The 17,096-nt window shown below is 69.3% G+C and carries 12 protein-coding genes and 1 tRNA gene; 9 read left to right on the plus strand and 4 right to left on the minus strand.

Going from position 1 to position 17,096, the window contains the following annotated elements:
* The first annotated feature begins 20 nt into the window (after nt 1–20).
* The 4 genes from BM242_RS10855 (at nt 21) to BM242_RS10870 (ending at nt 5,150) form a co-directional block, all read left to right on the plus strand.
* A complete protein-coding gene (locus tag BM242_RS10855; protein ID WP_093838527.1) occupies nt 21–1,568 on the plus strand; it encodes an alpha/beta hydrolase in 1,548 nt (515 codons plus the stop codon).
* A gap of 47 nt (nt 1,569–1,615) precedes the next feature.
* Nucleotides 1,616–1,689: transfer RNA gene (locus BM242_RS10860), tRNA-Thr, on the plus strand.
* A gap of 229 nt (nt 1,690–1,918) precedes the next feature.
* A complete protein-coding gene (locus BM242_RS10865; RefSeq protein ID WP_139238312.1) occupies nt 1,919–2,569 on the plus strand; it encodes a hypothetical protein in 651 nt (216 codons plus the stop codon).
* A 1,303-nt stretch (nt 2,570–3,872) separates the two neighbouring features.
* Nucleotides 3,873–5,150: a DNA sulfur modification protein DndB gene (locus BM242_RS10870; RefSeq protein ID WP_175541355.1), complete on the plus strand. Its 1,278-nt coding sequence runs from the start codon at nt 3,873–3,875 to the stop codon at nt 5,148–5,150.
* A gap of 355 nt (nt 5,151–5,505) precedes the next feature.
* Here the strand turns inward: BM242_RS10870 and BM242_RS10875 are convergent, their stop codons facing one another.
* Both BM242_RS10875 and BM242_RS10880 read right to left on the minus strand, forming a co-directional pair.
* Nucleotides 5,506–7,077 carry a site-specific integrase gene (locus tag BM242_RS10875; protein WP_093838530.1) on the minus strand — a complete coding sequence of 524 codons (1,572 nt, stop codon included), beginning with the start codon at nt 7,075–7,077 and terminating at the stop codon, nt 5,506–5,508.
* Complete coding sequence (locus BM242_RS10880) at nt 7,074–7,730, minus strand: helix-turn-helix domain-containing protein (protein WP_093838531.1); 657 nt, start codon at nt 7,728–7,730, stop codon at nt 7,074–7,076. The genes BM242_RS10875 and BM242_RS10880 overlap by 4 nt, the downstream gene beginning before the upstream one ends.
* Nucleotides 7,731–7,820: 90 nt before the next feature.
* On the opposite strand from BM242_RS10880, the gene BM242_RS10885 reads away from it, so the two are divergent.
* Nucleotides 7,821–8,060: a hypothetical protein gene (locus tag BM242_RS10885; protein WP_093838532.1), complete on the plus strand. Its 240-nt coding sequence runs from the start codon at nt 7,821–7,823 to the stop codon at nt 8,058–8,060.
* Between the two features lie 3 nt (nt 8,061–8,063).
* Here the strand turns inward: BM242_RS10885 and BM242_RS10890 are convergent, their stop codons facing one another.
* Both BM242_RS10890 and BM242_RS10895 read right to left on the minus strand, forming a co-directional pair.
* Nucleotides 8,064–9,209: a damage-control phosphatase ARMT1 family protein gene (locus BM242_RS10890; protein ID WP_245833972.1), complete on the minus strand. Its 1,146-nt coding sequence runs from the start codon at nt 9,207–9,209 to the stop codon at nt 8,064–8,066.
* 100 nt (nt 9,210–9,309) lie between these two features.
* Complete coding sequence (locus BM242_RS10895) at nt 9,310–12,846, minus strand: NB-ARC domain-containing protein (protein WP_093838534.1); 3,537 nt, start codon at nt 12,844–12,846, stop codon at nt 9,310–9,312.
* A 389-nt stretch (nt 12,847–13,235) separates the two neighbouring features.
* On the opposite strand from BM242_RS10895, the gene BM242_RS10900 reads away from it, so the two are divergent.
* The 4 genes from BM242_RS10900 to BM242_RS10915 all read left to right on the plus strand — a co-directional run bounded on the left by BM242_RS10900 (nt 13,236) and on the right by BM242_RS10915 (nt 17,089).
* On the plus strand, nt 13,236–14,135 hold the full coding sequence (locus tag BM242_RS10900) for an aminoglycoside phosphotransferase family protein (RefSeq protein WP_093838535.1): 900 nt from the start codon (nt 13,236–13,238) through the stop codon (nt 14,133–14,135).
* 109 nt (nt 14,136–14,244) lie between these two features.
* Nucleotides 14,245–15,495, plus strand: coding sequence for a methionine adenosyltransferase (locus BM242_RS10905; protein WP_245833973.1), 1,251 nt, complete (start codon nt 14,245–14,247; stop codon nt 15,493–15,495).
* The gene (locus tag BM242_RS10910) at nt 15,495–16,415 is read left to right on the plus strand and encodes a protein kinase family protein (protein ID WP_093838536.1); all 921 of its coding nucleotides are present in this window, start codon (nt 15,495–15,497) and stop codon (nt 16,413–16,415) included. The genes BM242_RS10905 and BM242_RS10910 overlap by 1 nt, the downstream gene beginning before the upstream one ends.
* Nucleotides 16,415–17,089 carry a histidine phosphatase family protein gene (locus BM242_RS10915; protein WP_093838537.1) on the plus strand — a complete coding sequence of 225 codons (675 nt, stop codon included), beginning with the start codon at nt 16,415–16,417 and terminating at the stop codon, nt 17,087–17,089. Before BM242_RS10910 ends, BM242_RS10915 begins: the two co-directional genes overlap by 1 nt.
* The last annotated feature ends 7 nt before the right edge of the window (nt 17,090–17,096 follow it).

Here is a 17,096-nt window from a genome sequence, read left to right on the forward strand (position 1 = left end):
TCCTCCACGACCGGGAACCCATGGCCACCCCCCACCCAGCACCCCGCCGCCGCACCGCCACCACGCTGGCGGCCCTCACCGCCCTGCTGCTGTCCGGCTGTTCCGCCCTCGGCAGCGAACGCTCCGAAGGCCCCGCCGCCTCCGGTCCGGGCACCGCCACGGCCGCCCCGGCCGTCTCCGAAAGCCTCCGCCCGTACTACGAGCAGGAACTCAACTGGCGCCCCTGCGACGAACCGGGCTTCCAGTGCGCCACCCTCAACGTCCCCCTGGACTACGCGGACATCGACCCGGCCGAAGACCTCCAGCTCGCCCTGAGCCGCCGCCGCGCCGGCTCCGCGGAGGAGCGCATCGGCTCACTGCTGCTCAACCCGGGCGGCCCCGGTGCCTCCGGCATCGCCTTCCTCCAGCACGGCGCCGCCGTGGCCTTCCCGTCCGAAGTCCGCGCCGCCTACGACCTGGTCGGCTTCGACCCGCGCGGCACCGGCCGAAGCGAGCCCGTCGCCTGCATGGACGGCGCCGACATGGACGCCTTCACAGCCACCGACCGCACCCCCGACACCGACGCCGAAATCGACTCGCTGCTCGACGCCTTCACCGCCTTCGCCGAAAGCTGCCAGGAACGGTCCGGTCGCCTGCTGGAGCACATCTCCACCGAGGAATCCGCCCGCGACCTCGACATCCTGCGCGCCGTGCTGGACGACGAGCGGCTCCACTACTACGGCGCCTCCTACGGCACCCTGCTGGGCGCCACCTACGCCGGTCTCTTCCCCGGCCGCGCCGGCCGGCTGGTCCTGGACGCCGCCGTCGACCCCTCGCTCTCCACCTACGAAACCGACCTCCAGCAGGCCGCCGGCTTCGAGACCGCCCTCACCTCCTTCCTCGCCTCCTGCACCTCTCCCTGCCCCCTCGCCGCCCCCGACTCCCTCACCACCCTCCTGGCCGAACTCGACGCCGACCCGCTCCCCACCAACGACCCCGACCGCCCGCTCACCGAGTCCCTCGCCCTCACCGGCGTGGCCATGGCCCTGTACTCGCCCTCCTCCTGGCCCCAGCTCACCACCGCGCTGGCCGCCGCCATCGACGACGGCGACGGCGCCCCCCTGCTCGCCCTCTCCGACGCCTACCACGACCGCGGCCCGGACGGCAGCTACGGCACCCTGATGTACGCCTTCCCGGCCATCGCCTGCCTGGACCACCCCCCGGCCCTGGCCGACCCCGAAGCCGTGCAGGCCGCCCTCCCGGACTTCACCGGCGCCTCGCCCACCTTCGGCACCGACTTCGCCTGGTCCACCCTGCTCTGCGCCTCCTGGCCGGTCCCCTCCGCCCACACCCCGGCCCCCATCACCGCCCCGGACGCCCCGCCGATCCTGGTCCTCGGCACCACCCGCGACCCGGCCACCCCGCACGCCTGGGCCGAATCCCTCGCCGCCCAGCTGGAAACCGGCGTCCTCCTCACCCACGACGGCGACGGCCACGGCGCCTACCCCGGCACCACCTGCATCAACGACGCCGTCAACACCTACCTCCTCACCGGCACCACCCCACCCCCGGACACCACCTGCACCTGACCCCGACGCACCCCACCCCCCACCCCGTGTAAACTGACCACCGCCCCGCCGCCTTAGCTCAGTCGGCCAGAGCGACGCACTCGTAATGCGTAGGTCAAGGGTTCGATTCCCTTAGGCGGCTCTCCCAAAGGCCAGGTCAGACCCCCTCTGACCTGGCCTTTACCCTTCCCTCCCCCTGACGCCCCCTCACCTCCACTGCTTCCCTCCCCGCCCAAACCCCCAGGGGTGGCCAAGGGGTGGCCATCGAGCCAGCACCCGTGCACAGGCGTGGCCGAACCGCCTCACGCCCGGTCGCTGTCCGCCATCGCCCTCCTTGTAGACACCCCACAAAACACCCGTAGAGTGGCCGCGTGGCGGAAGATCTCCGGAACACCGTGGCCTTCAAGGCTCTCACCGCACAAGCCGGCGCGGTCCTGCTCACCCGAGACATGCAGGTCGAGCCGGTCGCCCTCCAGGGCGTCGTCGCCCACCTGATCGCCACCATCGCCAAGCGCATCGGCATGGACGAGGAAGAAGCCCTCCACCTGGTCACCCCGGAGGCCGTCGCCGACACCGTCGACCGCGCCATCGCGGAGGAGGGAGCCCCCGGCCCGGCCCCCTTCCACGCCATCCGCCCCGTGCGCCACGACACCGGCACCGTGCCCATCACCCCCCGGGAAGCGGGCCGCATGGTGATGGCCGCCGCCCAGGCCGCCAAATGCGCCGGCCTCAACGACCACACCAGCGCCCTCGCCACTCACGCCCTCGACTTGATCACCGAACTGGGCGCCGCCCTCTCTTCCGCCCAGGAGGACGAGGCGATCGAGCTCTCGGCGGGCCTGCTTGAGGAACTGGCTTCCACAGTGGAGTCGGTGGCCGCTCGTATGGAGGCAAAGAACTGGAGCACCTGCCCATGTGGTGAGAGGCATGACCAGGGCGAGCTGGACGCTGGCATCGCGGCCAGCATGCACACCGACTCCGCCTTCGTCCGTTTTCTGATTGCTCGGCCACCAACCCAATAGATCCGCTTACGCTGGGCGCCGGAAAGCCTGCTGCTCGCACTAGGCGAGGACAGAAACAGGCTGTGCCTTGAAGGTGTGGAACCGCTGGGCCTCGGCCCGGAGATCATGTCAGGTGCCACAGCCGTCTCGGGCTCGCGCAGCGAGACATGTTCACCGGACGGTCCAGGAGAGATCCGCGTCACACAAGACGCAACCGGACCATGCCACAGAGCCCATGCCACACCTTGATCACGACTTATACGTGCACTACACCGTTACGTTTAACGGCGCAAAACGAACAACGAGCGGCGGGCTCGGTCGGGAGCGGCACCGCTCGTCAGACCGTCGGCCGCATGCGCCGCCGCCGAACGTTCCGCACGAGGGCGCTGATGAAGACCACAGCTCCACGCCCGATTCGGATGGCCGATGTCCCCCGGAGGGGAACTCACGAACGGCCAGGACGAGCAGCAACCTGCTGGCGAGGACGCCGAAGGTCAAGGACAGGGTGTTGACGCGCTTCGTCACAAGGCCGTGAACGACAGCCTCGGCCAGCGGGGTGATCCAAACGAATCGGCTTGGCAACCATCCCCCAGACACCCGGTCTGCGAGGTGGTGTTGACTCAAGTCAGTGCTGACACGTGGCCCGAGTGACACTTCCCGTGCATACAGACGCTGGCAGCCCGCATTGTACCTTACGCCGAACCTCGGGCCTGGTGTACAGTCCCTACTTGTAGGTAGCCGCCCAACACGGCCGGGTACCAGAGAGGGAGAAGGGCCCGGCTCCTGCCAGAGCCAGGCCCTCCCTGCAGTAACACGAGCCCGGTCGCCTTGGTTGAGGCCGGGCTCGCTGCATATCCAGCGGCCCGCCACGGCCGGGCGTACTCGCGCGTGGACGCTCCCTAGTTGCCTAGGAGACGCACTGCACCACGATGGCGGCAAGCGCAATGACCAGCCCGATCACACCGATAGCCACCTGGGCCACTTCAGGTGCGGTCCACGGTCGACTGGGCTTCCTTTCATTGAACCTAGCCATCTCGCGCCTCCTATCCTCCAGCCCTGACCGTCAGGGCGCCACGCTGAACAGCCCTTGCTGCACAGCCAGTTGAGGGGAGAACCTCGCGGGCGCGAACGTCACCTTACTCTATCTGTACGTCACCGTTTTAACGTACGCACGCCTCTGTGGAGGGGTCCGCCACACGTGCACCCGTCAATGCTGACGTACCATCAGTACACCGTCTGACCCTGTTTTCGCAAACAACTCCGCTGGAATCACAAACAATCCACCGCCTGCCGTAGGATGGTGATGGAGCACAAGGGAGTTGAGATGCCGACCCTGCACACGGCGATCCGCGCCAAGATGGGATCGACCCCGTACTACGTGACCACCATGAAGGTGAGCGATCTCGTCCAGGTTGCCCGGCCAGCGAGCGAGCAGGAGGAATGGGCTACCAGCGGATTGACCGAGCGACTCCAGCGCGATCTCAACGACTCCCGCGTGCGCACCGAGATCGCCCCGTACCTGGCCAACTCACCGGACCGCTTCTTTGGCGCCATCATCCTGCTGCTGGACGCCGAGGAGGAGCCAGAGTTCGAGTCGTTCAGCGAAGTTGCCAAGAACCTGCCGAAGGCGTACCGGTCCGCGATGGCTAAGGACTCCTTTGGCTTCCTGACCATCGACAGCGGTGAGCGCATCATCCTCGATGGCCAACACCGTTTCGCCGCCTTGCGCGAGGTGCACCTGGCGCGCACCGTCGAGGGTGACTACGTCAAGGACGTCGGGGATGACGAGGTAACCGTCATCATCGTCCCCCGCATCAGCACACAGCACACGAGGAAGATCTTCAACAAGGTCAACCGCTACGCCAAGAACACCAGTCGCGGCGACAACATCCTGACCAGTGAGGACGACGGGTTCGCCATCTTGACCCGTCGCCTGGCCGACGACGGTGGTCCACTGGCCGGCAAGAACCACAAGAACGAGTCATTGGTCAACTACAAGAACAACACGATCGCCGAGCGCAGCACCCAGCTCACCACCCTCAGCGCCATCTACGAGACCGTCCGCATCATCGCTGAGCACTACGACATGGCGGACGAGCTGAACGAGAAGAAGACCCACGTCCGTCCCTCAGAGGAGACCCTGGACCAGGGATACGAGCACGTCGAGGGCTGGTGGACGACCGTTCTGGACGGCATGCCGAAGCTCAAGTACGGCCGGGACAACACCAAGCTTCTCCCCGAGCTGCGCGCCAAGGATGCTGACTACGGATTGCTGTTCAAGCCGGCCACCCACATCGTGCTGTTCCAGGCGCTCTCCCAGATCCTCAATGCCGATCCTGACCTGAACCTGAAAACCGCCGTAGAGCGCACCTACGAGCTCGACTGGAAGCTCACCGCTCCTCTGTGGCGCGACGTCCTCATCAACTCCGCGCACAACATCCTGACGAAGAAGGAGAACTACAATCTCGCCGCTGACCTGATCACCTACATGGTGGTCGGAAGCAAGCTGCCCACCAACCAAATCGATCAGTTGCGCGAGCGTATCGCTAGGGCGCGCGGCGAGGACGAGTCAACGTTCGAGCTCCCGGAACCGCTCGCGTGACGACCGGCAACCGGAGCCAGGCGGAGACCGCGCTCCGTTGCTGACGACCACGCGAAAACACAGCTGTTAGCACCGGGCAGGCACGACACGTCGCCTGAACTGGGTGACCTATCGGGACGTCCACGGTGAAACGGTCTCCCTCATCTGCCCTTGTTTTCGTTCTTTGATTCTCACGAGACGACGACCGCTACGTGCGGCACGTACCTCGTCGTCTACCTTCTAGTCGAGGGCCGGAAGACCTTTGTGCTCAGACTGAACCAGGGTGTCACTGAGCTTTGGCCTGTGCCGCCGAGACAGGTGCCTCCGGCCGAGGATCCGGCCCGGAGGCACCGGGCACAGCAACAGACCTTGCTCATCAAGCGGAGCGTGTGCCGCCGGAGGGTTCGTTTCCGGTCTGCTTGCCCTGGTCGCGGGGATTGGTGGGGCGGTGGGCGCGGGGGACGAGTTTGACGATGGCTTCGGCTGCGGCTCGGGCGAGTTCGTCGAGGACGGACTGGTAGATATCGCGGGTGATGCGGGTGTCGGAGTGGCCGAGGGTTTCGGAGATGACCTTGATGTCGACGCCGGCGGCGAGCATGAGGGTGGCGGCGCCGTGGCGCAGGTCGTGCAGGCGGATGGGTGGCAGGTCGGCGTCGGCGACCAGGCGGGCGAAGAGGTCGGTGAGTTTGCCGGGGTGGAGCCAGGAGCCGTCGGGTTCGGTGAAGATGCGGCCGGTGTCCTGCCAGGCTGGCCCCCAGGCCAGGCGCTCTTTGGCCTGGCGGCGGCGGTGGTCGAGCAGCATCTGGTTGGTCTCGGCGTCCAGGGCGATGACGCGGATGCCGCTGTTGGTCTTCGGGGCGCCCTCGATGACCTCCCAGCCGTCCTGGACGAGCTGGGTGGCGATAGCCAGGGATGCGGTTGCGGGGTCGTGGTCGATCCAGCGCGGCGCGCAGCCCTCGCCGCGGCGCAGGCCGCGGAAGGCGATCAGCCGCCACATGACCTCCAGCCGGTCTCCGGCGATGTGGTCCAGGAAGCGGCCGGTCTGCTCGGGCGTCCAGACCATGACCGGGGAGGGCTTCGCGCCGGTGGTGTGCCAGTGCTCGACGCGGGCGTCCGTCCACACCAGCGCCTTGGGCTTGGTGCCGGGAGCGAGTTCCACGTGCTCGGCCGGGTTGAAGGGGGCCATGAGCTGCTGGGCGATGGCGGTGTTCAGTGCCGCGCGCAGGGTGCCCTTGATGTGCTGCTGGGTGGCGACGCCGGTGGTGCGGCGGAACGGTGGCATGGCGGCGATGGCCGCCCGCAGCCGTTTGCGGTGGGCACGGTTCTCGGCTCCGCGGTTGGGGGTGGCCTTCAGCTCGTCCAGGGCGGCGCGGCGCTGCGTGTTCTGCTCGGCGATCTCGATGTTCGCCTCGTTGATGGCGTCGAACATGGTGTTGATGTGGTGGACGCGCAGCTTGTCCAGGCGGATGTCGCCGAGGTGGGGCTTGAGATGGATGCGCACGTCGGTCTCGTAGCGTTTGAGGCCGCCGACGCGCAGGCGCTTCTTGCCGGCCAGCCACAGGTCGAGCCATTCGCCGACGGTGGTTTTGGTGTTGAGGGTCTGGCCGGTGGCGAAGCGGCGGCGTATCTCGTCGTAGTCGGGCAGCGGTTCCTTGGTCTTGGCGCAGGCTTCCAGCAGGTCGCTGATCGCCAGCAGACCGGCATCGTCGTCCTTCTCAGGGATGGCGAGCAGGGCCTCGACCTTGCGCAGCTCTTCGGTGGCCTCGGTGGAGGTGGCGAAGCCGCCACGGCGGAAGCGGCGGCGGGTGCCGTCCTGGCGGGGGACGAGTTCGTGCACCACGGTCCAGGAGCCGTGGCGTCTGCTGGTGCGTTTGGGGCATGCGGTGCCGTATGGCTTGCCGGTCTTCGGATCGCGGCAGGAGCAGCGGCGGGAGGTGGAGCCTTTCACTCGTCGCCCTTCGGGTCGTCCTCGGTGTCCTCCTGGTCCACAAAGGCCAGTTCCTCGGGCAGGGCCGGGGGGTGCAGGCCGCGTTCGCGGAGCGTGGTGCGGAAGGCGCGCAGTTCGCGGCAGTCGTCGAAGGCCAGTTCTTCGTAGCCGGTGGCGGCTTCCAGAAGGGTGGCGCGGCGGGCGGGGTCGAGGGTGGTGCTGGCCTTGCGGCGGCGTTCCTTGGCCAGGGAGGTGGAGACCAGGGCGGTGGCGACCGCGTCGGCGTGGGCGCGGAAGGTGTCCAGCAGCTCGCGGTGGCTGCCCTCTGGGGCGGGGCCGGTGGTGGGGGTCTCGCCGGTGAACCAGGCCAGGGCCTGCCAGGTCGAGGTCTCCTGGCCCGGCAGCCGCTCCACGCTGGGCGCGGAGGCCAGGGGGTACAGAAGGCTGACCGGGGGGACGTCCAGGGCGTCGGCCAGGACCAGGAACTCGGCCAGGTCCACGGAGTGGCGCCGGCCGTTCTCCAGGTTGGTGATGGTCGTGGCCGGGACCGGCAGACCGCGGTCGGCACAGGCGCCGGCAAGCTCCGCCACGGTCAGTCCGGCGGCCTTACGGGCGGTCCGCAGTTCCTCCGCGACCCGCGCCGTGAGCTGCTTCGCCCAGTCTTCATTGCTCATGGCGACAACTTAGGCGATGGGAATATGTGGCCGCAACATCTGTGCTATTCGTGGGGTCGTACACGCCGAGGTGAGAGCAAGGAGTGCATCATGGCAACAACCCAGACCGCTCGCGGGTCCCAGGCGCTGTCGCGTGAGGAACTGCTGGCGCTCCCGGCCGCCATCGACCTCGACACCGCCAACCGCGCTCTCTCCGTCGGCCGTAGCACTGGCTACTCCCTGGCCAAGCGGGGTGAGTACCCGGTGAAGGTCCTCCGGCTGGGCAAGGCGTACCGGGTCGTGACCGCCGACCTGCTGCGACTGCTGGGCCTCGAAGGTGAGACCGCCTGAACCCTACGGGCGAAGCTGGACCAGGGCGTGGCTGCCGCTGGTGCGCCAGGGTTCTCCGCTGTCCTCCAGCTTGGTCAGGGTGGTGGGGGTCAGGCCGGTGATGACGTCGGATTTCAGGGTGCGCAGTGCCGTGACGGGGGTGGGGAAGTAGGCGGTGAGGCCGGTGAAGGGGGTGGTGGCCGGCCAGAGCCGGTCTTCGACCAGCCTGCGGTAGTTGAGGTCGCCCTTGAGGAGGGTGAGGTCGCAGCCGGTGAGGTCCTGCCGCAGGTCCTCGGGCATGTGGCGGTAGGGGAGGGGTGCGCAGAAGAAGTCGTGGGCGCGGATGTCGAGTCTTCCGGTGGTCATGGCCTGCCAGAGGCGTCGGCCGGTGTCGTGGGCCGGGCCGGTGGCCTGGTGGAGGCGGCGCAGGCAGGCGAGGACATCGGCGAGTGTGGCGTCGGAGACGTAGTAGGGATATGGCTTGACGTGCAGGGTGATGTGCCGGGCGAGTTGGTGGTGCAGGAGGTGGTCGGTCAGGATCAGGTCGGGCAGCAGTTCGCGTCCGGCGTTGTCGGCGATGACGGCGAGCCTGGCGGGTGCGGTCTCTTCCAGGAGGGACCACAGTGCGGCGCTGTCGTCGGCGACGAGCTGCTCGGAGGCCCCGGCGGAGGGGTCTTCGGCGGTGAGGCGGAAGCTGAGGTCGGCGCGGTTGCCCCACAGGGAGGCGTGTAGCAGCGCCTGGGCCGCCTGTCGTTGGGGGAGGCCGTTGAGGCTGTCGAGGGCGGCCAGTTCCTGATCGACGGGGTCGCTGTCCAGCTCGGCCTGCTTGACCGGTGCGAAGGGGTCGGTGCCGCGCCAGGGGCCGGGCTCGAAGTAGCCCACAGCCTGGAGGAGCTTGCGGTAGAAGAAGCTTTCGGCCCACAGGAAGGGCACATCGAGCCAGCGGCGGCCGAGGTGGCCGCGGCCCCATGTCGCCCACCGGCCGGCGTCGTGAGCGGACTCCGGCAGGGGCTCGATGGTACCGACCGTGATCTCCTCCAGCAGCGCGTCGAGAGCGCGACGCTGCCGGGGGGTGTAGGGGTGGGCGTCGCGGACCTGTTCGATCAGCGCCGGGTGGCGCTTCTCCAGCACGCCCCAGGCGAAGCTGCCGGGGACGTTGCTGAGGATCACCGGGGCGTCGCTTGGCCGCCCGGTAGTGCCAGTAGCCGGCTGCTGGTCCTTGCTGCGAGGTGTTTCGGCGGTCACCGCTGCGCTGCCCTTTCTGTACCGCTCATCCGTTCGTGATGGCGAGTGTCACGACGCCGGCCGCGCTGCCGACGAGTACCTGATGGGTCGCCCTGTCGAAGGCTGCGCAGTGGAGCGAGGCATCGACGCGGACCTGGGTGATCTGCCGTTGCTCCGACAGCGACCAGAGCCGCACCGTGCCGTCCGCCGCGGCCGACACCAGGCGATCTTCATCGCCGGCGAAGCCGAGCATGAGGATCCGGCCGGTGTGTCCGGACAGGTGGGCGGTGAACCTGTCGCTCCGGAGGTCGCGGACGGAGATGTCCCCTGTACCGGCTCCCACGGCGGTCCGGGTGCCGGGTCCGTCAACGGTGACCGTACGGGCCCAGCCGCCGGGGTTGGAGAATCGGGTGACGAACTCGCCGTCAACGGCCCGCCACACCCGAACGGAGCCGTCACCGCCGCAGGCCGCCAGCAGATCACCACGGTCATCGAACGCGATGGAGCGCAGGCGGCCGGCGTGGAGGTCCTGGGACCACAGGAGCGAACCGTCCGGGAGGTCCCAGCAGCGGATCTGGCCATCCCCGGTGCTCGCGGCAAGGCGCGGAGCCGAAGAGGCCACGGCGACCGCCCACGTGCGGGAGACGTCCCGGTTGAGTGTCAGCTCCATCGCCCGCGCGGGGTCCAGCGACCAGGCCCTGACCGTGCCATCGCCGCAGGCGGCTGCCACGTACTCGTCCCCCGCTGCCAGGGACCACACCCGGCCCTGTCCGGCGGACAGTTTGCGTCGCAGGGCGGAGGTCGCCGCGTCGAGGAGGGTGACGTTGCCCGCGCCGTCGCCGATCGCCGCCACGCTGCCCGCAGCGCCGAAGGCGGTGGACCAGACCGTGTTCGAACCGGGGGCCAGCGTCTCGAGGTGGCCGGTACCCGCTGGCCACAGCCGGACGGCGCCGTCCTCGCAGCCCGCGATGAGGGAGCCGTCGTCGGTGCGTGCCACGGACCGGACCCAGTCGACCCCGGCGGGAGGCCGTACCTCGCCGGACGGGCCTCCCGCCGTGAACGTCTGGATCCTGGGTTCCTCCGTCGCCGCGACCACGACATCGCCGTGCTTGTCCAGGGCGACCGCGCGCACTCGCCCACCGAGGCCGGTGGTCCGGCGCAGGGGAGAGAGCCGCTGATTCGCGGTGTTCCACACGACAACCGAGCGATCACCGGAGCCGGTTGCCAGCAGCGTGGTCTCCGAGGCGAAGGCAACACTGCGCACCCAGTCACGATGCCCGGCCTGCTCGTCCAGAAGCCGGCCGGTGCCGAGGTCGAAGAGGCGCAGGAATTCGTCCTCGCCGACCGCAGCAACGGCGGAGCCGTCCTCGCCTCCGATCGCCACGGACCAGACCGGCGTTCCGGCGGTCTGCATTTTGCGCAGGAGGGTGAGACGGTCGGTGTCCCAGGCGCAGACCGCCCCATCCTCGGCACCGGAGACGAGCACGCCGCCTGTCGGCGAGAAGGCCAGGGTGCGGATTCGGCGGCTGTGGCCCGCGAGTACGCCGACCGGCGTGCCGGTATCGGTACGCCACAGCCGGATCACCGCGTCGTCGCCCGCGGACGCCACGACCGAGCCGTCCGGCGACAGCGCGGTGGCGTACACCCAGCCGGTGTGCGCGTGGAAGTCGCGCAGCAGTTGGCGCTCGTCGATATCCCACAGCCGGACCACTCCGTCCTCACCGCCCGAGGCGGCGAGGCGGTGTGCGGAGGAGACCGCGACGACAGCGCCCACGTGTCCGTCCGCTGGTGGCTCGGCCGAGAAGTCGTCCTCGCCCCGCAGCCACGTGACCCGGAGGGCGGGTCCGGCGGCGGTCAGATTGTCGAGCGAACGGGCTGCGGCAGGGTAGGAGGACCGGCGCAGCGCCACGGAGAGCGTGGAGGCGATGTCCGCCGGATTGTCCAGGCCGCTGAGGAGGTATCCGGCGCCAGCCATCAACCGGGCGGTGCTCCACACCTGGTGCTCGGGGTGTGTGTCCTCGTGCTGCCGAGGCAAGGAGTCGAGGACGGCCGCGTCCGCCGCGAGCGCCTGATGGCCGACCACGCTCACCTTGCGCACCATGTACGCAGGGGAGGCCAGCAGGCCGATCAGCTCGGAGTCGAGGCCGGCTTCATGGAGGTGGTGGGGCAGCTGCCGCCACATGTAGGTGTGCGTGGCGTCCAGGGACGCCCACCGCCCGTCCGGCGTCCGGCGATAGCTCTCCAGCAGCGAGCGGTGCAGGTCCGGCCAGTCCTCAGCGATGAGGTGGCGGAGGAAGGACCGGAACACGTCGTGCAGCACGATCGCGCCGTGATCGGCGAGGTAGGTGCTGATCAGTGAACGGTCGGCGAGGATCCGGCAGAACTGCCTGACGGCATGCGGAGTCCAGCCGTGGGCGGTTCCCCACCAGTGGGTGAGCACCTGGACGGGGATGGGCTCGGACGGCGGGAAGACGGCGAGCGACAGATAGCGGTTCCGGAGACCGGTTCCTCCGTTGACCCGGACGCTGTCCTCAAGGCTGCGAAGGCTGGAGGAGATGGCCTGCCCTATGGCGTTCTTCCGCTGGTCCGCGTCCCAGACGTCGAATGCCTGCGGGCCATGCGTCTGGATCGTCTCGCTGGCCTCCCGGGCCACGCGGTGGGCGGGAGCGCCGGCCGCCACATCCTGTTCGATGGCGGAGCCGATGACGGTGGCGAGTAGTGGCCAGCCGCCGCAGATCTGCGCCAGCCGGGATGCCTCGGTGTGGGGCAGGGCGGCGACGTTGCGGGTGAGGAGTTCTCTGATCTCGCCCGGTGCCATGGGGCCGAGCCGTACGACGCGGGCGGCGGACGGGCACACCCGGACGTTGCGTGTGGTGATGAGCCGTACGCAGCCTTCCCCGCCCAGGAGGAAGGGCGCGAGATCAGCGGCCGACCACACATTGTCGATGACGAGGAGGGCCCTGCGGCCGTGGAGCAGCCGGGCCAGGTGAAAGCCGGCCTGGTCGGGGTCGGTCAGCGCGGGACGTCCGCCGCCCAGATGCACACACAGGTCCGAGATCAGCTCGACAACCCTGGCCGGCGTGCACCCTTCGCCCGTCTCCACCCACAGGATCTCGGGGAACAGCTCCCGGACCCGGGAGTCCTGGCAGATCTGGGTGGCGAGCGTCGTCTTGCCGAAACCGCCCGGACCGCACAGCGCCACCGAGGCCACGCCGTCGGCGTCGGCCGCCTCGTTCAGCACGGTGAGGAGGCTTTCGTAGTCCTCTGGCCTGTGCACCAATCCGGGCTCCGGAAGGGGTATTGGTAAGTACGTGTCGGCGGCGGTCACGGAAGCCGGTGTGACAGCGCGAGTCCCGGTCGATTCCCAGAACCGTTGCCGCACATCCGGATCACTCCTCTCCAGGGCCGTATCGAGTAACGCCTGCGAGTCCGGCAGGAGAGCGATCTTCTCGCCGCGCGCTTCCCAGTTGGACACCGTGCGGTCGCTGACCCCCAGGTGGGAGGCGAAGCGACGCACACTCATGCGCAGCGCCAGCCGCAGTGCGCGCGCCTCCTGTCCGGTCCAGCGCTGCACCGTGCCCACCGAAGCTCCTTGGGACCGACATCGACGACGCTAACAGCCTAGGGCGGTCCGGCCAGCCCTGAAGACGGCTCACTGCGACGGGAGTGCAGCGCCACTTCGACACCTCCGGCCACAGCGGTGGCGAGGAAGCCGCCGAGGGCACCCGAAGCGGTGAGCGGCGGCGGTGCGGCAGGGGTGCGGCACCACGACAGCCCGCTGTCCGTCCGCCTCCGGCACTCTGCTGAACGGCGGAAGCGCACCGCGCCTCAGCGCCCCGAGAACAGGCGGGGCGTGCCGGCCGGGCGTCGCCGAAGACCGACTACTCCATGGGCAGGTCACACGGACGGCCGCTGTGACCGTTCGCCCGGACTCAAGCAACGGCCGTCGTCGACGGACAGGGAGGCTGCTGAGTGAAGCAGGAAAGGGCTGCGGCACGGTTGGCGTGCGGAGCCGAGAAGTACGGCCCGTTCGGCCCCGCCGCCGTCAAGCCTCTGTCGGTCACCCGCAGGACTCTCGATGGGACGGCGCTTCTGAAGGTCTACCGCGGTATCGAGCCGCTCGGGCGGCGAGACCGTGAGGTCGCCGCACTCGGGATGGCCCGCCGGATGGGGCTGCGGACTCCGGCCGTGCACGGCACCGGGGAGGACGGGGAGGCGGCCTGGGCGGTGACGGACATCGTTCCCGGTGCACCGTGTTCCGTCGACACGACCAGGGACATGGAGATCTTCATCGAGCTGGCGGCTGCCGTTGGGGCCGCGCTGCATGGCAGCGTGGCCGGACTCGTTCCCGGGGCGGGCTGGCAAGCCACCGGCCCCGCATCTCATACCCACCGCGACTTCCTGCTGGAGCAACTGTCGGTCTCCTGCCGCCGACAGCCCTGGTGGGAGGAACTCGCCTCGATGCTCGCTCCGCTGGACGACGACTCCACCGTCTACCTGCACGGAGACATCAAGCCGGAACACTTGTTGGTCGACGGGAAAGCTGTCCACGTCGTCGACTGGGAAGCCAGTGCTCGCGGCCCGGCTGCCTGCGATCACGCGGACACCATGTTCCATCTCGTCCGCGACCTGGCCTATGCCGGCGTCGGACCGCAACGCATGCCCCTCGACCTGATCGGTCAGGTGCCCGTCGCCGGCCCCGTCATCGCCTGGCGCGTCGTCCGGTGGCTCGACCGCCGACGCCAAGGGGACATCGGACTCCTGACACAGCGGGACCTCCGCAGCCTGGCCGAGACATCCACCCCCGCAGAGGCGGCGCACGCCCTCGCCCGCCTCATCACCGCACTCCGGGCCGACGGCGTACCCCGATAGGGCCTGCATCGCCTCCTCATCGCCGTTGGCATCGGACGGCCCTGGAAGCACACCGGACACACCTCGAAGACACCGTCATCCATCCACCCAGACAGCAGGAGCCCATGCCGTGAACCGAACCGTGAAGACCATCGGCCTCAGCCGCATCACGATCGAGACGGGAACCCGCCCGCCGGACGCCACGACGATCGTGGAACGCAAGGGGTTCGGCCATCCCGACACCCTCGCCGACCACCTCGCCGAGCGGCTGTCCCAGGCATACAGCCGCTACACGCTGGAGCACTTCGGCGCCATCCTGCACCACAACTTCGACAAGCTCGCCCTGCTCGGCGGCGCCAGCGAGGTGCGATACGGATCCGGGAGGATGACCGCCCCGGTGCGCGTCCTCGTCAACGGCCGGGCGGCCCGAGCCTGCGGCGACGAGCCGATCCCCGTCGACGAACTCGCCGAGACGACCGTCCGCGGGTTCTTCGCCGAGCGACTCCCCGATATCGCGGAGCACCTCGACATCACGTTACGCATCACCAGCACCTCCAGCCCCGGCGCCGTCCTCACCGACGCCCAGACGCCCGAGCGCACCCGGTGGTTCGCCCCGCGCTCCATCGACGACCTGCGGGAGCGAACGATCCTCCTCGCGAATGACACCTCCCTCGGCACCGGCTGGGCCCCGCAGAGCCCCTTCGAACGCTTTGTGCGCGAGACCGTCGACAACTTCTCCGGCGGCAGCCCCTTCACCAGGGCCCACCCCTGGTGCGGTACGGACGTCAAGCTGATGGGCTACTACGACGGGGACCGCGCCGATGTGGTGCTCTGCGTCCCGCAGAAGTCGCCGCACGTCGGCAGCCGCGCCGTCTACCTGGAGAACAAGCAGGTCATCCTCGACGAGTGCCGGCGCCTCGCCGACCTGTGCCTCCCCGGCACGCCGGTGGGCTTCCGGCTCAATGTGCGCGACGTCCCCGACAAGGACGAGTTCTACCTGACGTACACCGGCAGCTCCATCGAATCGGGGGACGAAGGGGTCGTCGGACGCGGGAACCGCGTCAACGGCCTCATCACGCCACTGCGCCCGATGAACATGGAAGGCGCCAACGGCAAGAACCCCGTCTACCACGTCGGCAAGCTCTACAACCTCGCCGCCATGCGGCTTGCCCGCCGGCTGCACGAAGAGACGGGCGGCCACGCCGAGGTCCACATGGTCAGCGCGACCGGCGAACACCTCGACCAGCCGTGGCGGATCCTGGTACGCCTCTCCGAAGCCACGGCCCAGGCCGACAAGGTGCAGGCGCTCATCGACGAGACGCTGAACAACTTCCCGGCGCTCACCACCGAGCTGGTGCACGAAGGCGTGCTGCTGAGCTGATGACCATCACCACGTCTCTCCCCGTACCGCCCGGATGCCGCCGACGACTCGTGGCCCACTACGGCGCCGCCGTCCACCGCTGGATCGATACGGTTCCGGAGCTGCTGACCACCGCCGCCGCACGATGGTCTCTGGATCTCGGCTCCTACCACGACGCCGGCCACGCTTCCGCCCTCGCCACCGCCACCGACCGGAACGGTGAGCGGCTGCTCCTCAAGGTATGGCCGGACCGCGACCGCTACTTCCGGGAGACCAAGGCCCTCGGGCTGTGGCACCGCGGCACGGACGCCATCGTGCGGGCAACGGATGACGGTCTCGCCGCCGCCGCACTGGTCATGGTCGGCGAGGCGCCAGGAGGCGCCGCTCGGCCACCGCAGGAAGCCGGTCTCGTGGCCGCCGCACTCCAGCGGGCCCACGAGACGGGCCGGGCCGAGGGCGGCGGAACTTCTGGCTTCCCTCGGCTACGGGACTACGTCGGTAGCGAGGTACTGCCGCGCGTCCACCGCCGCTACGCAGCCAGCCGCCTCGGGCGGCGTGCGTGCGGCCAGGCCCTGCGGTACACGGACCACCTCCACGAAAACCCGGGCCGGCACACCACCCTGCACGCGGACCTCTACGCCGAGAACATTCCCTTCCGGTGCGACGGCCGTCCCGTACTCCTCGACCCGCTGCCCATGAGCGGAGACGCCGCCTACGACTGGGCCTTCTGGACCGTCTATTACCGGCTGGGGCAGGGCACCGGCGATCGCCTCCAGCAGGCTTGCCGCACCTCGGGCATCCCCGCCGGAGAACTCCTGCCCTGGTGCCTGCTCCTGGGCCTGGACGGCCTTCTGTACTACGAGGAGACCGAGGACGCACGCGTGCCGGTGATGCAAGCCGTGCTCGACGACCTGCTGGAACGCATCCCGAGGTACTCCTGATGACCACGTATGTGCTCCGCCACGGCCGCACCGCGTACAGCGCCCGCTACCTGGTCAACGGAGACCCGGCAGTCCCGGTACCGCTCGACGAGGAGGGCATGAGCACCTCCCGCGCCGCCCGTACGACCCTGCCCACCCGTTCCGCGCAGACCTGGATGACCAGCGCTTTCCCCCGGGCCCGGCAGACCGCGGCGATCCTGCTCGACGACATCGCCGTAACCCCTTCGGTCAATCCGCTCCTCGACGAACTCCACTACGGCGACTTCGAGGGCGGGCCGTTCCTCGCGTACGCTGCCTGGCTGCGGTGCAACGGCCCCTGGGCACGGCCGCCCGGAGCCCGGGAGTCCCAGCGCGAAGGCATCCGGCGGATGCTTCTCGGCGTGCGGTCCGCGCTGGAGACGCCGGCGCCCAGGATCGTGGTGGCGCACGGCCTCCTGCTGTCCGTTCTGAGGTGGCGCCTCGCCTGCGCCCCCGGGGCCGCCATGCCGCTCTTCTTCCCCGAGGCTCCGTGCCTCGTCCCCGTTGCCATGGCCGACGACGAGCTGGCCGGGCACGTCGCATCCCTCCTCGAACAGGTCGACGCCTCACGCCGTCACGAACCGCCGAGCCCGTCGGCTGACGCGGCGTCGGCGGAGACGGGGCGTCCATCCTTGCTACCTTCGACTCGCCACTGACCGCGCC

It is taken from the genome of Streptomyces aidingensis, assembly GCF_900112355.1.
Classification (GTDB): domain Bacteria; phylum Actinomycetota; class Actinomycetes; order Streptomycetales; family Streptomycetaceae; genus Streptomyces; species Streptomyces aidingensis.